Source organism: Nonomuraea sp. MTCD27, from assembly GCF_041950495.1.
In the GTDB taxonomy this organism is placed as follows: Bacteria; Actinomycetota; Actinomycetes; order Streptosporangiales; family Streptosporangiaceae; genus Nonomuraea.
This window is the reverse complement of the sequence record NZ_JBGNUW010000025.1, coordinates 67,905-82,259: the sequence shown is the minus strand read 5'-3', so window position 1 is coordinate 82,259 and position 14,355 is coordinate 67,905. Positions and strand designations below refer to the sequence as shown.

General features: G+C 69.9%; 15 protein-coding genes and 2 pseudogenes. 8 read left to right on the top strand and 9 right to left on the bottom strand.

Translation table 11 applies throughout. The features are described 5' to 3' along the window. Positions 1-6 precede the first annotated feature (6 nt). Both ACBJ59_RS50485 and ACBJ59_RS50480 read left to right on the top strand, forming a co-directional pair. On the top strand, positions 7-1,512 hold the full coding sequence (locus ACBJ59_RS50485; protein ID WP_375117136.1) for a tripartite tricarboxylate transporter permease: 1,506 nt from the start codon (positions 7-9) through the stop codon (positions 1,510-1,512). 295 nt (positions 1,513-1,807) lie between these two features. After that, positions 1,808-3,070, top strand: a complete 1,263-nt coding sequence (locus ACBJ59_RS50480) for an MFS transporter (RefSeq protein ID WP_375117135.1) — start codon at positions 1,808-1,810, stop codon at positions 3,068-3,070. 483 nt (positions 3,071-3,553) lie between these two features. Here the strand turns inward: ACBJ59_RS50480 and ACBJ59_RS50475 are convergent, their stop codons facing one another. Further along, positions 3,554-4,051, bottom strand: a complete 498-nt coding sequence (locus tag ACBJ59_RS50475; RefSeq protein WP_375117134.1) for a hypothetical protein — start codon at positions 4,049-4,051, stop codon at positions 3,554-3,556. A 92-nt stretch (positions 4,052-4,143) separates the two neighbouring features. On the opposite strand from ACBJ59_RS50475, the gene ACBJ59_RS50470 reads away from it, so the two are divergent. Continuing rightward, complete coding sequence (locus tag ACBJ59_RS50470; RefSeq protein ID WP_375117133.1) at positions 4,144-4,695, top strand: winged helix-turn-helix transcriptional regulator; 552 nt, start codon at positions 4,144-4,146, stop codon at positions 4,693-4,695. Positions 4,696-4,700: 5 nt separating this feature from the next. Here ACBJ59_RS50470 and ACBJ59_RS50465 read toward each other — a convergent pair whose 3' ends face one another. From ACBJ59_RS50465 to ACBJ59_RS50445, 5 genes and pseudogenes are all read right to left on the bottom strand, one after another. Continuing rightward, a complete protein-coding gene (locus ACBJ59_RS50465) occupies positions 4,701-4,847 on the bottom strand; it encodes a hypothetical protein (RefSeq protein WP_375117132.1) in 147 nt (48 codons plus the stop codon). A gap of 59 nt (positions 4,848-4,906) precedes the next feature. Beyond that, entirely contained in the window at positions 4,907-5,686 is a 780-nt protein-coding gene (locus ACBJ59_RS50460) for an NAD(P)H-binding protein (protein WP_375117131.1), read from the bottom strand. Further along, entirely contained in the window at positions 5,683-5,883 is a 201-nt protein-coding gene (locus ACBJ59_RS50455; RefSeq protein WP_375117225.1) for a GntR family transcriptional regulator, read from the bottom strand. The genes ACBJ59_RS50460 and ACBJ59_RS50455 overlap by 4 nt, the downstream gene beginning before the upstream one ends. A gap of 125 nt (positions 5,884-6,008) precedes the next feature. Beyond that, a pseudogene (locus ACBJ59_RS50450) lies at positions 6,009-6,176 on the bottom strand (class I SAM-dependent methyltransferase); the annotation flags it as partial. A 101-nt stretch (positions 6,177-6,277) separates the two neighbouring features. Continuing rightward, positions 6,278-6,898, bottom strand: coding sequence for a TetR/AcrR family transcriptional regulator (locus ACBJ59_RS50445; RefSeq protein WP_375117130.1), 621 nt, complete (start codon positions 6,896-6,898; stop codon positions 6,278-6,280). 91 nt (positions 6,899-6,989) lie between these two features. Here ACBJ59_RS50445 and ACBJ59_RS50440 point away from each other — a divergent pair, with 91 nt between their 5' ends. After that, positions 6,990-9,113 (top strand): MMPL family transporter, encoded by a 2,124-nt coding sequence (locus ACBJ59_RS50440; protein ID WP_375117129.1) that lies wholly within the window; start codon positions 6,990-6,992, stop codon positions 9,111-9,113. A 71-nt stretch (positions 9,114-9,184) separates the two neighbouring features. Then, entirely contained in the window at positions 9,185-9,568 is a 384-nt protein-coding gene (locus ACBJ59_RS50435) for a hypothetical protein (protein WP_375117128.1), read from the top strand. Positions 9,569-9,912: 344 nt separating this feature from the next. On the opposite strand, the gene ACBJ59_RS50430 is transcribed toward ACBJ59_RS50435, so the two are convergent. Next, positions 9,913-10,068 carry a GMC oxidoreductase gene (locus ACBJ59_RS50430; protein ID WP_375117127.1) on the bottom strand — a complete coding sequence of 52 codons (156 nt, stop codon included), beginning with the start codon at positions 10,066-10,068 and terminating at the stop codon, positions 9,913-9,915. Between the two features lie 218 nt (positions 10,069-10,286). On the opposite strand from ACBJ59_RS50430, the gene ACBJ59_RS50425 reads away from it, so the two are divergent. Beyond that, the gene (locus tag ACBJ59_RS50425; RefSeq protein ID WP_375117126.1) at positions 10,287-10,502 is read left to right on the top strand and encodes a hypothetical protein; all 216 of its coding nucleotides are present in this window, start codon (positions 10,287-10,289) and stop codon (positions 10,500-10,502) included. 626 nt (positions 10,503-11,128) lie between these two features. On the opposite strand, the pseudogene ACBJ59_RS50420 reads toward ACBJ59_RS50425, so the two are convergent. Beyond that, positions 11,129-11,530 (bottom strand): annotated as a pseudogene (locus tag ACBJ59_RS50420) (hypothetical protein); the annotation flags it as partial. A 25-nt stretch (positions 11,531-11,555) separates the two neighbouring features. Between ACBJ59_RS50420 and ACBJ59_RS50415 the strand changes: the two are divergent. Further along, on the top strand, positions 11,556-11,735 hold the full coding sequence (locus ACBJ59_RS50415) for a hypothetical protein (protein ID WP_375117125.1): 180 nt from the start codon (positions 11,556-11,558) through the stop codon (positions 11,733-11,735). Positions 11,736-11,747: 12 nt separating this feature from the next. Then, positions 11,748-12,608, top strand: a complete 861-nt coding sequence (locus tag ACBJ59_RS50410) for a phosphotransferase enzyme family protein (RefSeq protein ID WP_375117224.1) — start codon at positions 11,748-11,750, stop codon at positions 12,606-12,608. 334 nt (positions 12,609-12,942) lie between these two features. Here the strand turns inward: ACBJ59_RS50410 and ACBJ59_RS50405 are convergent, their stop codons facing one another. Then, entirely contained in the window at positions 12,943-14,253 is a 1,311-nt protein-coding gene (locus ACBJ59_RS50405) for an FAD-binding oxidoreductase (RefSeq protein ID WP_375117124.1), read from the bottom strand. Positions 14,254-14,355 lie beyond the last annotated feature (102 nt).

Sequence of the window (14,355 nt, the reverse complement as noted above, 5' to 3'; positions counted from 1 at the left end):
TGAGGCATGGAACTTCTCGACAACCTCGCCCTGGGCTTCTCCACCGCCCTCCTGGTCCAGAACGTCCTCTACTGCTTCGTGGGAGTGCTGCTCGGCACGATGGTCGGCGTGCTGCCCGGCATCGGGCCGACGGCGACGGTGGCGATGCTGCTGCCGATCACGTTCAGCTTCGAGCCGGTGACGGCGCTGATCATGCTGGCCGGCATCTACTACGGCGCGCAGTACGGCGGCTCGACGACCGCCATCCTGATCAACCTGCCCGGTGAGTCGTCGGCGGCGGTCACCGCGCTGGACGGGCACGAGATGGCCCGGCAGGGCCGGGCCGGCGCGGCGCTGGCCGCCGCCGCGATCGGGTCCTTCATCGCCGGCACGGTGGCCACCGTCGCGCTGGCCGTCGCGGCCCCGCCGCTGGCCCGCATCGCGTTGCGGTTCGGCCCGGCCGAGTACTTCGCGCTGGTGCTGTTCGGCCTCATCGTGTCGATCGCGCTGGCCCGTGGCACGGCGCTCAAGGCCCTGGCGATGATCGCCCTCGGCGTGCTGCTCGGCACGGTCGGCCAGGACCTCTACACCGGCACTCCCCGGTTCGTGTTCGACCAGCGCGAGCTGTACGGCGGCATCGACTTCGTCTCGGTCGCCGTGGGCATGTTCGGGGTGGCCGAGATCCTGCGCAACCTGGAGAACGAGCACACCCGCACGGCGATCGTCGGCAGGGTGACGAACCTCTGGCCGACCCGCGAGGACCGGCGCCGGATGGTCGGCCCGATCCTGCGGGGCACCGGTCTGGGCGCCGCGCTCGGCGTGCTGCCCGGCGGCGGCCACGTGCTGGCCTCGTTCACCTCCTACGCCGTGGAGAAGCGGATCTCGAAGCGGCGGCAGGAGTTCGGGCACGGCGCGATCGAGGGCGTCGCCGGCCCCGAGTCGGCGAACAACGCCGCCGCGCAGACGTCGTTCATCCCGCTGCTCACCCTGGGCCTGCCCGCCCACCCGGTCATGGCGCTGATGGTCGGCGCGTTCATCGTCCACGGCATCACCCCCGGCCCGAACGTCCTCACCGACGAGCCGGAGCTGTTCTGGGGCCTGATCGCGTCGATGTGGATCGGGAACGTGCTGCTGGTGCTGCTGAACCTGCCGCTGATCGGGGTCTGGGTGCGCATGCTGCGGATCCCGTACCAGGTGCTGTTCCCGATGATCATCCTGTTCGCGTCGATCGGGACGTACTCGCTGGGGTTCAACGCGTACGACGTCTACGCGATCGTCTTCTTCGGGGTCCTGGGCTACATCCTGATCAAGTGCGGCTGCGAGCCGGCGCCGCTGCTGCTCGGCTTCGTCCTCGGGCCCCTGCTGGAGGAGAACCTGCGGCGGGCGCTCATCATCTCCCGCGGCGACCCGTCGGTCTTCCTGACCCGGCCGATCTCCGCGGCGCTCCTGGCCCTGGCCGTGGCGGCGCTCGTCGTCGCCGTCCTGCCGACGATCCGCCGGCGCCGTGAGGTGGTGTTCGCCGAGGACGAATAGGCGGCCCGGCGCCCGGCCCGCGCCGGGCGCCGTCGGCCCTGCAGTGTTCTCCTGCATGAGATCGCCCTCCCGCCGGTGGCCTTCGGGGAGGGGCTGGCGCGTACCCGGTCCAGGAACGCGTGGCGCTGGAGGAGTTCACCGCGCTTCTGCCCCGGAGACCGTGGTCATGGTGCGCGTGTGGCCGCCGGCCCCGAGTAGCGAAGGCAGGACGCGCTCCAGGTGAGCACGCGAGACCATGGGTCGTAGGACCAACGGCCGATCCGCGCGTACCCGCCGGTCAGGCACACTGCTCGGCGTGCGTTCCCCCTCTCCACCCCGCAACCCGGCCGTGCGGCCCTTCCTCGTCGGCATGTTCGTCGACGCCCTCGGCAATGGCCTGTACGTCCCGCTGACCCTGCTGTTCATCCAGCAGGTGACCGGACTGCCCGCCACCACGGTCGGACTCGGGGTGACCCTGGCGGCCACGCTCGGCCTGGCGGCGAACCCACTGGCCGGGGTGCTCATCGACCGGTTCGACGCGCGTACCGTGCTGGTCGGCACGTATGTGATCCGCGCGCTCGGCTTCGCCCTCTACCCCCTGGTGGACGCCTTCGGCCCGCTCGTCGCGATCGCCGCCGTCATCTCGGCCGGGGACCGTGCCTTCTACCCCGCCTCGGGCAGCTACGTGGCGGCGCTCACCGAGGGCGGCGGCCGGGACCGGCTGTACGCGATGCAGGCCACGGCCCGCAACGTCGCCTTCGGCCTGGGCGGCCTGCTGTCGGCCTCGGCCCTGTCACTGGCGGGCGGGATCGGGTTCACGCTGATCGCCGTGCTCAACGCGGCCAGCTTCGTCGTGTCCGCCGCCTGCCTGCTCCTGCCCGGCGGCCGGGTCGTGGGCGCGCGCCGCAAGGGGGACAGGCCGGGCGGTTACCGGCAGGTCCTGACCGACCGGCCGTTCATGGGCCTGGTGGCGGTCGAGCAGGCGTTCACCCTGACCCGCCTGATCCTCTCGGTGGGGCTCCCGCTGTACGCCGTCTCGGCGCTCGGCGCCCCGCCTGCCCTGCTGGGCATCCTCTACACGATCAACACGCTGCTCGTGGCGGCCGGGCAACTCCCGGTGCGCCGCATGCAGCGGCACGCCCGCCGGACCCACGCGATGGCACTGGCCGGCGGCGTGTTCGTCCTCGCCTGCGCCCTGTACGCCGCCGCCGCGTTCCTCCCCGCCGGCATCCCCATGATCGCCGCCCTGGTGACCGCCACCCTCGTCTTCACCCTCGCCGAGCTGCTCCACGCGACCCCGAGTGCCTCCCTGGCCGCCGGCACCGCTCCCGCCGCGCTGCGCGGGCGCTACCTGGCCGTCCACCAGATGACCTGGTCGGTGGGCCAGGTCATCGCCCCGGCCGGCTTCGCCGGTCTGATCGCCGTCTCCCCGGCCCTGTTGTGGGTAGCGCTGGCCGCCCTGCTGGGCCTGGCCGGCGTGGGCATGCTGCGCCTGTCCGCCCACCTGCCCGCTTCGGCCGTCACCGCGCCCGAGCCCAACCCCGACCACCAGCGGCTGCCCGACAATGACCGGGCATGACCGGGCATGACCGGGCATGATGGCCGGCCGGCCGGCTACAGGTCCAGGCGGGCGGGCCGCCAGATCCGTCCCGAGCGCGGCGAGCTGCTCCTCCGCCACCACCCTGGCCTCGTGGGAGTGCCCGTCACCGGGACGACGACCTCCCGGCGGAACCACCCTGCTGTCCATCCTGGCCGGCTACCTCGGCTGCACGCGGATCACCCGGCGCTCCAGAACACATCGATGCCCTCGCCGAGCGCTGTCGCGGACGGGAGTCCATCCCTTGGTCACGATCAGGGGCGCGGGAACAGCGCGGCGGGCTCACCGAGGCGCTGCGGGACGGGAGCCGGCGGCGGCAGCCGCGGGGCGAGGACGGGCAGCCAGGTGTGCTCATTGCGCAGCAGCTCGTCTGGGGATCGCGTCGCCCAGGGTAACTGGACGGCGAGGTCGTCGCCGAGCCGCCACAGCTGGTTGTTGCGCTCCGCGTGCCCGTGAGAGCACCGGCTACGGCAGGCGGGCGTGCTCGGCGCGGCTGGCGGAGATGCGCCGGACGGCGAGCGCGCGGGCCTGCTCAGTGTCGTGGCCGGTGAGCCGGGCGAGGATCGACGCGAGCGGCCTGACCTGGCCGTGCCCTCCCCAGTGGCCCTCGGGGATCTCGGTGGGGAACACCCAGATCCGGCCGGCATCGCGCGGCCAGGCGCCGTTCTCGGCGTCCAGGATGGCCTCGGTGACGTCGGCGATGACGCCCGCCCGCGCCTTCTCGTCGAGCTGCCCCTCGGGGACAGAAGGGACGACCTTGTAGCGCGGTGCGTCCGCGGGCGATCCACCGACGTAGACGGCGGCAGGCCGGTGCAGGAAAAGCCAGGAGACGCCGCGGGTCACCGGGTCGGCGGGGTCGAATCCCTCGTAGCGGATCAGGATCTCGGTGATCCGGTTCAGCAGCGCTGCCTCAGCGTCAGGCTGGAGCGCGCCGTCGGGGATGTACACGTCGAGCATGGGCATGGCCCGCCTCCTGAATCCATTTCTCAACTCAGCGCCGGGGAGCCTACGAACGCTGGATGGAGATTGTCAACCCAGGTGGATACGATCGGCCCGTGGAGATACGGCGGATCGACCCGGTGAACTGTTCGGTGGCCCGCGCCCTCGCGGTGGTGGGCGAACGCTGGTCGCTGCTGATCGTGCGCGAGGCGCTGGACGGCGCACGCCGGTTCGGGGAGTTCCGGGCCCGCCTCGGCATAGCAAGCAACCTTCTGGCCGCCAGGCTCGACACCCTCGTGACCGCCGGAGTGATGCGACGCGTCCCCTACCAGGACCCCGGCGACCGGCAGCGCTTCGAATACCACCTCACTGAGCAGGGCCATGCCCTGCGGCCCACGCTGGTTGCCTTGCTGGAATGGGGTGACAGGTACCTCGCGGACCCACAGGGGCCGTCGGTCATCGTCCGGCACAAGCTCGCCGACGATGGCACCGCGTGCGAGGAGCCGGTGCGGGTCGTTCTCGAATGCGCTGCGGGGCACACCCGACTACCATCGCAAGGCGTCTACCGCGCGCCCGGACCAGGCGCCCGCTTCCTGGACCCCGCCGGCCCCGGTACCGCCAAGGGATCCGCTGTCGCTGAGCCGCTTCCCGGCCGTGGCGCGCCATGAGCACATCAGCACGGGCAGCCGGAGAGCTCCGCGCCGCCCGGCCCTCGATCAGCCGAGCCATCGCGCGGCTCCAGGCCGGCCTGCGGTACGGCGGCCAGGGCAGGGCTGGCCAGGATGTGCGCGCTCCAGGTGCCGCCGGCGCTGCCTGACAAGTTATCCAGGGTCGTCAGGCACGTTGGTTACCTGCGAAAGCCCCTCACAAGGATCTCGCTCAGGCCCGGCTTGTACCAAGTGGATGCTGCGCCAGCACGCGGGAGACCATTGTCTCGGCGGGCCTGCCGAGCACCTGTTCCAAGGCGGGAGTCTGCTTCTCCATGGCGCCGGCTCTCACCTGCGCATTGAGCCGGCTCATGGGTCCAGGGGTGATGTCCGGCACTTCGCGGTAGGTCACGCCGAGGGCCTCGGCCACCTCCGGGTGACTCCACAGCGGGCCGGTGAAATCGTAGGCCTGGCCTAGATGTTCCTCGCCGGTCAGCACGTTGGCCGCCGCCTCGGCCAGATCGGACCGAAAGGCGGTGTTCAGTCCTCGGCCCCCGGTGCTACCGGTCAGCTCTCCGCCGGAGATCCGCGGGACGAAAGCTTCGCCGTAGAAGGGGTGACGCAGGATCGTGTACGGCAGTCCGCTGCGGAGTATGGCCTGCTCTGTGGCGTGGTGGGCCTCCGTCATCCCGGTGGCGACAGTGTCGGCCTCCAGAAAGCTGGTGTAGACGATCGCGCCGACGCCCGCCTTCGCGGCGGCGGCGACCGCGGCCAGGTGGTGGCCGATCCGACGGGCGGGGTCGAGTTCTGGAGAGGAGATCAGGAGCAGGCGGGTGGCACCGTCGAAGGCTTCAAGCAGACTCGCCGGGTCGTCGTAGTCGCCCCGCCTGACCGCGACACCTTCAGGGGCCCGTCCGGGGTCACGTACCGCGGCCACCACCTCTGCCCGGGTTCGCAGCTGGTCAACGACGAGGCGGCCGAGTGCACCCGACGCGGCCGAGATAACGATCATGGGACTCCCTCCAAAGACAGCTCACAGTGAAGCGCCGATGAGCAGCCAGAGGCCACTCGTTTTCCTCCCTCGGCGGTGAACTGGTGATAGGCGGCGATGACGACACCGCGGGTGATCCGGAGGTCCGCGGCGAGTGCCCGGGACAACGGCAGCCGGACGCCGGGGCGCAACCGGCCCGCCCTGATGGCATCCCGCAGGCTCCGCTCCAGCTCAAATGACGGGCTCGGACGCGACCGTCTTCGGTGGCGGTGAAACGCATGAGCAGTCCGCCCAGGCTGCGGGAAGTGCGCAGACGGGTGACGGGGAGGTGAACGTCGGGGCGCAGCACGCGGGCGGCCCCAGCGACGGCTGTGCGCCAGTCGCCGACGTGGTGCGGCATGCCGCAGGACAGGACCAGGTCGAAGCGCTGGCCCTCGAACGGCAGTGCGGTGGCGTCGGCCTGACAGGCGCTCGCCCGGCCGTCGAAGTTTCCCGCCCCGATCCCGAGCATTTCACCGGTTACCGGTGCGCCGTTCAGCACCCAGGTCACCATCCAGCTTGTCGACGCTGAGGGTCTTGAGTGTCGCGGACATGGTGGGGATGGGCGTGGTTTCATTCCTGGGGGTGGTCGGAAGGTCGCCGGTATTCCTGCATCGTGTCTTTGAGCAGGTCCAGTGTCCACAGCAGGTGGGCGCGGAGGATGTCTGGCGGCTCGCCGGCCGCCATGGTGCGTACGGCCACCGCGACGAGCGCGCCGGTGACAGCGGTCGCCTGGTATTCGCTCAGTTCGTCGGGGAATGCGGCGTGCAGTGCCGTGGCCATTTCGCGTTCGGCGGTGCTGATCCGTAGCATGCAGCGGGCCTGCAGGTCGGGCCTGACCAGGAGCGCCTGGAGCCGGACGTGGCGATGCCGGCCCATGAGTTCGTCGGCCGTGCGAGGCAGCACCTCCAGGGCAACTCTGCGTAGCGCGTCGAGCGCCCGTTCGCCGTCGGGGCGGGCGGCGAAGGCGGTGTGCAGCCGCTCCAGGTGGTCGTCGGCGTCGGCAAACAGCAGGTCGTCCTTGCTGTTGAAGTAGCTGAAGAAGGTCCGTCTGGACACGTCGGCGGCGGCGGCGATGTCGGCGATCGTGGTCTGGTCGTATCCGCGTTCGATGAACAGCCGCAGCGCTTGGTCGACCAGCAGGCGCCGGGTGCGGAGTTTCTTGCGCTGGCGTAGCCCGTCTTCCACTTCCACGGGAAGAGCGTACAGCGATATCTGCACCAGTGTGTATATGCACTGTTGCAAATTTACCCTCAGTGCAGTTTGATGTGGCGTCATGGTGAAGATGCTGGAAGGAATCGGCTCGTTCGCAGTGCGCCGCCGATACCTCGTCATGGTGGGATGGCTGGTCCTGTTCGCTGCGCTGTTGGGACTCGGCAGGCTCGCTGGTGGGGCCTTCGTCGACGACTTCCGCGTGCCGGGCTCCGGCTCCGAGCGAGCGCTGGACGTGATGCGCGGGCATTTCCCCGCAGCGGGCGAGGTCAGCGCCGACGTGGTGTTTCACATCCCTGGCGGACAGCTGCGGGACCCCGCGCCGGCGAAGGCCGTCGCGGCCATGATCGCCGAAGTGGCCCGCCAGCCGTATGTCACAGCGGCCGCGGACCCGATCACCACCGGGATGGTCAGCGCGGACGGCGCGACCGCGCTGACCAGCGTCCAGTACACGGGCCCGACCGGCGAACTCGGCGCCACCGCGCTGAACCGTCTCGAGCAGGCCGCCGCACCGGTCAGGACGGCCGGGGTGCAGGTCGAGTTCCGCGGCTGGGTCGTCGACGCGGCCAGCAGGCCCGAGACCGGGATCGCCGAACTCGTCGGACTCCTCGCCGCCGCCATCGTGCTGTTACTCGCCTTCGGATCACTGGTCGCGGCGGGCCTGCCGATCGTGACCGCGCTGATCGGGCTGGGGACGGGCTCGGTCCTGGTGCTCCTGGTCGCCTCAGTGGTCGACATCCCCAGCTCGGCACCGATCGTCGCGGTCATGCTGGGGCTGGGCGCCGGCATCGACTATGCGCTGTTCCTCGTCACCCGGTTCCGCCAGCACCTGGCCGCCGGCAAGGACGTGCGCGCGGCGGTCATCAAGGCGAACGCGACGGCGGGACGGGCCGTGCTGTTCGCCGGCGGGACGGTTGTCGTGGCCATCCTCGGCCTGTATGCGGCCGGTATCCCGTTCGTCGGGTCGATGGGGCTGGCCTCGGCCTTGATCGTCTTGGTGATGGCGGCCGCCGCGCTCACCTTGGTGCCCGCCCTGCTCGCGGCGCTGGGCAGGCGGGTCAACGCGCTTGCCCTGCCCAGGCTCAGCCGTACCCGGCCATCCGCGCGAGCGGCCGGGGGTGGGTGGATGCGGTGGAGTGAGCACGTACGCAGGAGGCGGTGGTTGTATGCGATCGGCACCACCCTGCTGCTCCTGCTGCTGGCCGCGCCCCTGGCGTCGTTGCGGCTGGGCATGCCCGACGATCGGGTCCAGCCCGTCTCCACCACACAGCGGCAGGCCTACGACCTCATCGCCCGCGCCTTCGGGCCCGGCTACAACGGGCCACTCCTGGTCGCCGTCGAACTGCCCCCGACCGGCCGCACCGCGCTCGACCGCATCGCATCGATCGTCAAGAACGACCCGGGCGTCGCCGTGCTCGCCCCACCCCAGGTCAGCGACGACCAGCGAGCAGGCATCGTCACGATCATCCCCAAGACCGCGCCACAGGACGAGGCAACCACCGACCTCGTGCATCGCCTCCGGCACGACGTCCTTCCCTCAAGCCTGGCCGGCACCGGCGCGCGGGCGTACGTAGGCGGGCTGACCGCACTCATGATCGACATGGCGGACCGAGTCACAGACCGGATGCCATGGGTGATCGGCGGAGTGGTGACGCTCTCCTTCTTCCTGCTGATCGCCATGTTCAGGTCGGTACTGGTTCCGATCAAGGCGGCGCTGCTCACGCTACTGTCCATCGGCGCCGCGTACGGGGTGATCGTCGCGGTCTTCCAATGGGGTTGGGGACTGAGCCTGCTGGGCGTGGACCAGCCGGTCCCGATCATGTCCGTGGTGCCGATGTTCCTGTTCGCGGTGTTGTTCGGCCTGTCCATGGACTACGAGGTGTTCTTGATGTCCAAGGTCAAAGAGGACTATCTGTCCTCCGGCGAGCCCTACCACAGCATGGTCACCGGATTGGCGGCGACCGGCCGGGTGATCACCTCAGCCGCAGCGATCATGGCCGTGGTCTTCCTGAGCTTCGCCGGGATCGACAACCCGTTGGTGCAGATGGTGGGCATCGGTCTGGCAGCCGCGGTGATCGTGGACGCCACGATCATTCGGATGATGCTCGTACCTGCCCTGATGAGCCTGCTCGGCCCCGCCGCATGGTGGTTCCCCCAGCGAAAGAGACGACCTGCGCTCTCCGATCAACAGTCTTGATCGCGAGGTATGCAAGACTGCTGTTGCTTGTTATCAGAAGTTTCGACAGTCGGAACTTCTGACATCAGCGGGTGGGGCGACGCCTGGAGGTACCCGCCGCGTTCACCGCGGCGCACGACGACTACACCGCGGCCCTCGAACGCGCGCCGCTGGACGCCGACACCCGCCGCACTTACGCCTCCCGAATCCGCGCCTTCCTCGCCTGGCTCGATGCCGCCGACCTCGACAAGGGCCGACCACCTCCGACACGTCGCGACCCAGTGCGGCGGGCTCAAGGTACGGCATGCGCGAGCGTGGCGGGGGTAAGAGCGGGGTCACCGTGGCCGAGGAGATCTTCGCCCACTACGGGAGGCAACCTCGTGCTGCGGATCCCGTTCAACCAGGAAGGCGGCAAGGTGACGCCGCAGATCCGCGAAGAGGTCGCCGAGGTGCTCAACCGCCTGCCCGCACACTGACCGGAAGACAGCCACCTCGGCAGATCACCCGGCAGCGGACCTCGGCCGGTGATCGTCGGCTGGGATCTGCGTGTGCAGCCTGGGTCAGGCGGTGGCGAGGGTGGCGGTAAGGCCGAGAGCTTCGAGTTGCCGGACGTGGTTGCGGATCTTCCGGCCGATGTCAGGTCAAGCCGTCAGGAGCTCCCAATCACTCACTCAGCGCTACTTTGCGGCTGGTGGCCTCTACCCGAGCGCCGGGCCAGGTAGGTTTCCACCTCCGGCACGTCGGCCAGATCCTCCGGCAACCGGATGCCGAACACCACCCCCCCTTGCGCCTGTCTTGCCAAGGATCCGTCGCATGACAGTCAGCCTTCTTGATGGTTCCGGGCGCCGGGAGCCGGGCCGGCGAGGAGTTCGGCCGCGCGTTCGGCGATGGTGTAGACGGTCGCGATGGTGTTGGCCGAGGGGATGGCGGGGATCACCGAGGCGTCGGCCACCCGGAGTCCGCTGAGGCCGTGCACCCGTTAACGGCGCGGTCGGGAGCACCCACCACGTCGAGCGCGGCGTCCGCAGGTCTGGCGGGCTGACAGCTTCGGGAGCGCGGGAGAAGACCCATAACCCGTTCCACCTCGCCCTGCGACGCTTGCCGAGGCGAACACTCGTACCGTTATCCGACATGAAATGGCGGCTGGTGACAGGCGCGTCAACAGCAACCCGACTCGGAGGTGTCTCCCGGCCGATGACCGAAGATCACGCGAGTGACGCCCTGCTGCGCCGCCGCTCCTGGTACACCGCCGCTGAGCCGGCTGCCGTCCAGGTGGTGCCGACCGGGCTGGAGGACGGCCGGTACCTCGTGGTCGTCGCCGGAGACCTGCTCGGCACGGTCGGCCCGGCGCGGGCGGGTGGCGGGCCCGGCGCCGCTCCCCTCTGGCACCTCGAGCCGCGTAGGCGGTAGATCTGCCGCTCTTGACGGTGTAGGCAGCTATGCGTCAATTCCTTGGCCAGACGGTGGTCCAGGCAGCGAACGGTCTGTGATCGGGGCACGGCCTCGTGGACACCTTGTCCACGTCTACGAACTGGCCGTAGTAGCGGAATTCGGTTGAGGGATCGTCGGGGTTCGTTCTGCAATCGACTACCACCCGGTGGGTGCCCGTTCCTGATGTGCACAGCGACCACGCTACGTCGATGGCACCGTTCCTAACCCCATGGGAGCAGTTGCTTGGCACGGCCTGAGCGGGCATGGCGTTCACGCCCAGGGCCAGCACGCCCGAAAATACCGCAGCGACGGCCGAGAGTTTCCGCATGTCATTCCCTTCCGTGGATGATCTTGCGGAACCAATGTCGCAGATTGCGGTATGTCCGGGGTATGTCCGCCCTCTCATGGACATCACTACGACGAGTAGGGGCGCAGAGAGTTTGGAACGGAACCCGGCGTCAACGTGATTTCCGCTGGTCATGTAGCTGATTCGGTCGTCCTGCTCGGCGGTGGCAAACGCCGGATTCCGTTCCGTTGCACTACCCTCTGCGGCAGGACCGTGTACTGCTGGGTGGCGCGGTCGTCGAGGCGCTGCACGAGATCCGCTACGGTCCGGGGGACGGCCGATCCGGAGCGGGACCGCTGCAGGCGAGCGGTTGAACCCCCGCCGTACCCGATGCGGGGCGCTGGAGGCCAAGTGGTGGTCCGGTGGCGGTCAGGGCGTGCTCCCAGCACGGCACCGCAGCCGATTCCTCGGCGGGCCAGCGCAGGTAGATGAGCGCCCCGTCGAGCGAAAGGCCGGTGTAGAAGTCGAAGTCGTCGAGATCGGCGGCGATGGTCTTGACGTGTTCCTCCGCGAAACGCCTGAACTCCTCACGCCGCGCCGCGGGGAGCTGGTCCCGGATCCGGCGCATGATGGGCTTGATCTCGGCGATGAAGGCGTGTCTGTCCATCGTTGCCGTCTGATGCAGGCCGAATTCCGGCACGAGGTCGAGCATGCGCACGCCGCCGGGGCCGGTGACGAGAGTGGCGGTGGCCGCCGATGAGTCGGTGTCGTGGGTGGTGGTCGATGAGGACTTGGGGTTGCCTGTCGAGGCGTGCGCGTATCTGACCGGGGTTGCGCGTGGCGGGCCGGGCGTTCGGCACCGGCAGGTCGGCCGCGTCGAGCTGGTGCTGGAAAAGATGTCGACCGGCTGCCCTCGGCAGCGGTAGCGTCCGGGATTGATGTGGAGCGAAATACGACCGCCGACGACGACTCAGGTCCGCGACGCCTTCGGTGTCGAGGTGGGCGAATGGCGGCCGCATCCGGGCGGGTTCGAAGCGGATGTGTTCACCGACGGGCGCTGGTTGCTGAAACTGTGGCGTCAGCAGCCCGACAGTGACGCCGCTCTTGCGCTGACCGCTGAGTTGGCAGCTCGGGGCATCCCCGTTCCGGCGGCGGCGCGAGCACGTGACGGCTCGTACACCGCCGAGCACCATGGTCGGCGCTACGCGCTGTTCCCGTTCGTCGACGGCCGCCAGGGAACGTGGAACGACGCCGAGGCGATCGCGCGGGCGATGCGCGCCGTGCACGAGGTCACCGGCCTCGCCCTGCCCCGCACCGATATGGACGAGTGGTGCATCGAGGTGCTGCGCGACCGGCACGACCACCCGTGGATCGGAGACCGCCGCGACGAGGTCCTGGCCAACGTCGACCGGCTCGAAGCGGTGATCGAACGGGCACGCGCGATCGACGTGCCCCACGTCGTGTGCCACCACGACCTGTTCCCGCACAACGTCCTGGTCGACCGCGACGGCCGCATCGCAACCCTGCTCGACTGGGGTCATACGATGCTGGCGCCGCGCGAGCACGATGTGTTCGCCGCCCTGTGCGGGCCCGACCCGGTGCGCTTCCTGCGCGCCTACGGCGCGCAGGGACTCGACCCCACCCATCTCGAGTACGCCCGGCTCGCCCGCTCGCTGCGCGACCTTGCGGTGCGCATCTCCAACGAGGTGGACCTGGAGGGCGTCAACACCTGGGGTTTCGACGGGTTGCGCCGGGTGGACGCCGATCTCGAACTCTCCCGGCCTTTTTGCGATCGCTGAGGTCACCCCATGCGTCCGATCGACGAGAGTGCGGCGCGATCGGCGCCGGATCACGGTTCTGGGCCGGCCCATTCCGGTGGCGGGTGTTCGAGTTCGTCGCTGAGCAGGTCGGGCCATCAGGTCAGCGCCATCGGCGCGGGACGGCGTCCCGACGTAGCAGACCAGGTTCACCACCGATCGCGGGCTTCGATCACCCGGTCCGGTTTCCTCCGGCCAGGTGATGTCTCCGGACAGGGTGTGCCCTTCACAGTGCTGTGGCGACATCTGTCACGCGGGTTCGGTGCGGCCCCGCCGCACCGGTGGGCGGAGGGGTCGTGACCTGCTGGAAATCGATCTATCCGAGCACCGGGTAGTTCGCGCGGAACACGTTGTGCGGGTCACGGGCCTGCTTGATCTCCCGCAGCCGCGCGAGCGCGCTGCCGGAGAAGGCCTTCGCCGCCGTGTCACCGGGGGACAGCAGGGTGTACGGCTTGCGGCCGCTGATGTAGGCCTCCAGGTCGGCCACGATCTCGGCCTGCTTGGCGCGGGTCGCATCGGCCGTGTGCGGCAGGCCGAGACCCAGCAGGCCGAGCAGGTACGGCTCGGCCACCGCGCCGCTCGCACCGGCCCCGCCGCCCGGCTCGGCGAGCGCCCCGCCCAGGTGCCTGATCTGCACGTTGATGAGCGGTTCGACCGGCTTGGCCAGCAGGAGCTCCACCGCGTCCGCGTCCAGGCCGGTGAGCAGCTCCGCACGAGCGATGGACGGGGCCGGATCGGTGGGCTCGGCGGTGATGTCACCCAGGTCGGCAACCGGGACGACGCCGCGGCTGTCGGAGATCGCGCCGCCGATCTTGTCGATGCGCGCCAGCAGGTCCTCCCCCTGAGCCGCCTCCCCCAGGTAGGCCAGGTCCAGCGTCACCATCGGCGGCGCGCCGGGCGGCTGCAGCCGGTTGATCCAGACACTCAGTTCACGCGGCGCCTCGGCGGTGATCTCCAGGAACGCGTCGTACACCTCCCCCGTCCGGTGCTCCGGCCAGATCACGCGCCCGCCGTACAGGACCGGCGCGGGATACAGCTCGAGTTCGAGGGCCGTCACGACCGCGAAGTCCCCGCCACCGCCGCGCAGCGCCCAGAACAGCTCGGGATCGGACTCGGCGGTCACCCGGCCCGGCTCGCCGTCGGCGTCCACGATGTCGATTGCCCGCACGCTGTCGGAGGCGAAGCCGTACTTGCGGCTGAACCAGCCGACCCCACCCCCCAGGGTGTAGCCGGTCACGCTCACCCCCGGCGCGCTGCCGGACAAGCCGGTCAGACCCAGCGGACCGGCCGCCGCCAGCACCTGCCCCCACTTCACACCCGCGCCCACCCGGACCACGCGCCCCTGCGCGCGTACCTCCACTTTGTTCAGCAGGCCGGTACGCAACAGGATCAGGCCGTCCACATCACCCGAGGCGCCATGCCCGCTCGGCTGCGCGGCCACCGTCATACCCGCCCGCCGCGCGTAACGCACGAGCGCCGCCACGTCATCGGCATCCGCGGCCTCCGCCACGGCCGCCACCGGCTGCCGGACGGTCAGATTCCACGCGGTGGCCGCCTGTTCGAAGCCGTCGTCATCGGCCAATAGCACGCGCCCTTTGAGGACACCGCGCAGATCGTTGATCGTCATCGTCGTCTCCCTTTTCGAGTTCTCAGAAAATGCGAAGGAATACCGTGCTGCGCTACGAAAAGGCGGCGCCCTGACCAGACCGGACCAGGATCACGCCCGAAA

Excerpts from the sequence above, each read along its gene's own strand:
- ACBJ59_RS50485 (WP_375117136.1), top strand. The coding sequence starts at position 7 with ATGGAACTTCTCGACAACCTCGCCCTGGGCTTCTCCACCGCCCTCCTG.
- ACBJ59_RS50475 (WP_375117134.1), bottom strand. The coding sequence starts at position 4,051 with ATGCCCATGCTCGACGTGTACATCCCCGACGGCGCGCTCCAGCCTGAC.
- ACBJ59_RS50460 (WP_375117131.1), bottom strand. The coding sequence starts at position 5,686 with ATGATCGTTATCTCGGCCGCGTCGGGTGCACTCGGCCGCCTCGTCGTT.
- ACBJ59_RS50440 (WP_375117129.1), top strand. The coding sequence starts at position 6,990 with ATGCTGGAAGGAATCGGCTCGTTCGCAGTGCGCCGCCGATACCTCGTC.
- ACBJ59_RS50425 (WP_375117126.1), top strand. The coding sequence starts at position 10,287 with ATGACCGAAGATCACGCGAGTGACGCCCTGCTGCGCCGCCGCTCCTGG.
- ACBJ59_RS50410 (WP_375117224.1), top strand. The coding sequence starts at position 11,748 with ATGTGGAGCGAAATACGACCGCCGACGACGACTCAGGTCCGCGACGCC.
- ACBJ59_RS50405 (WP_375117124.1), bottom strand. The coding sequence starts at position 14,253 with ATGACGATCAACGATCTGCGCGGTGTCCTCAAAGGGCGCGTGCTATTG.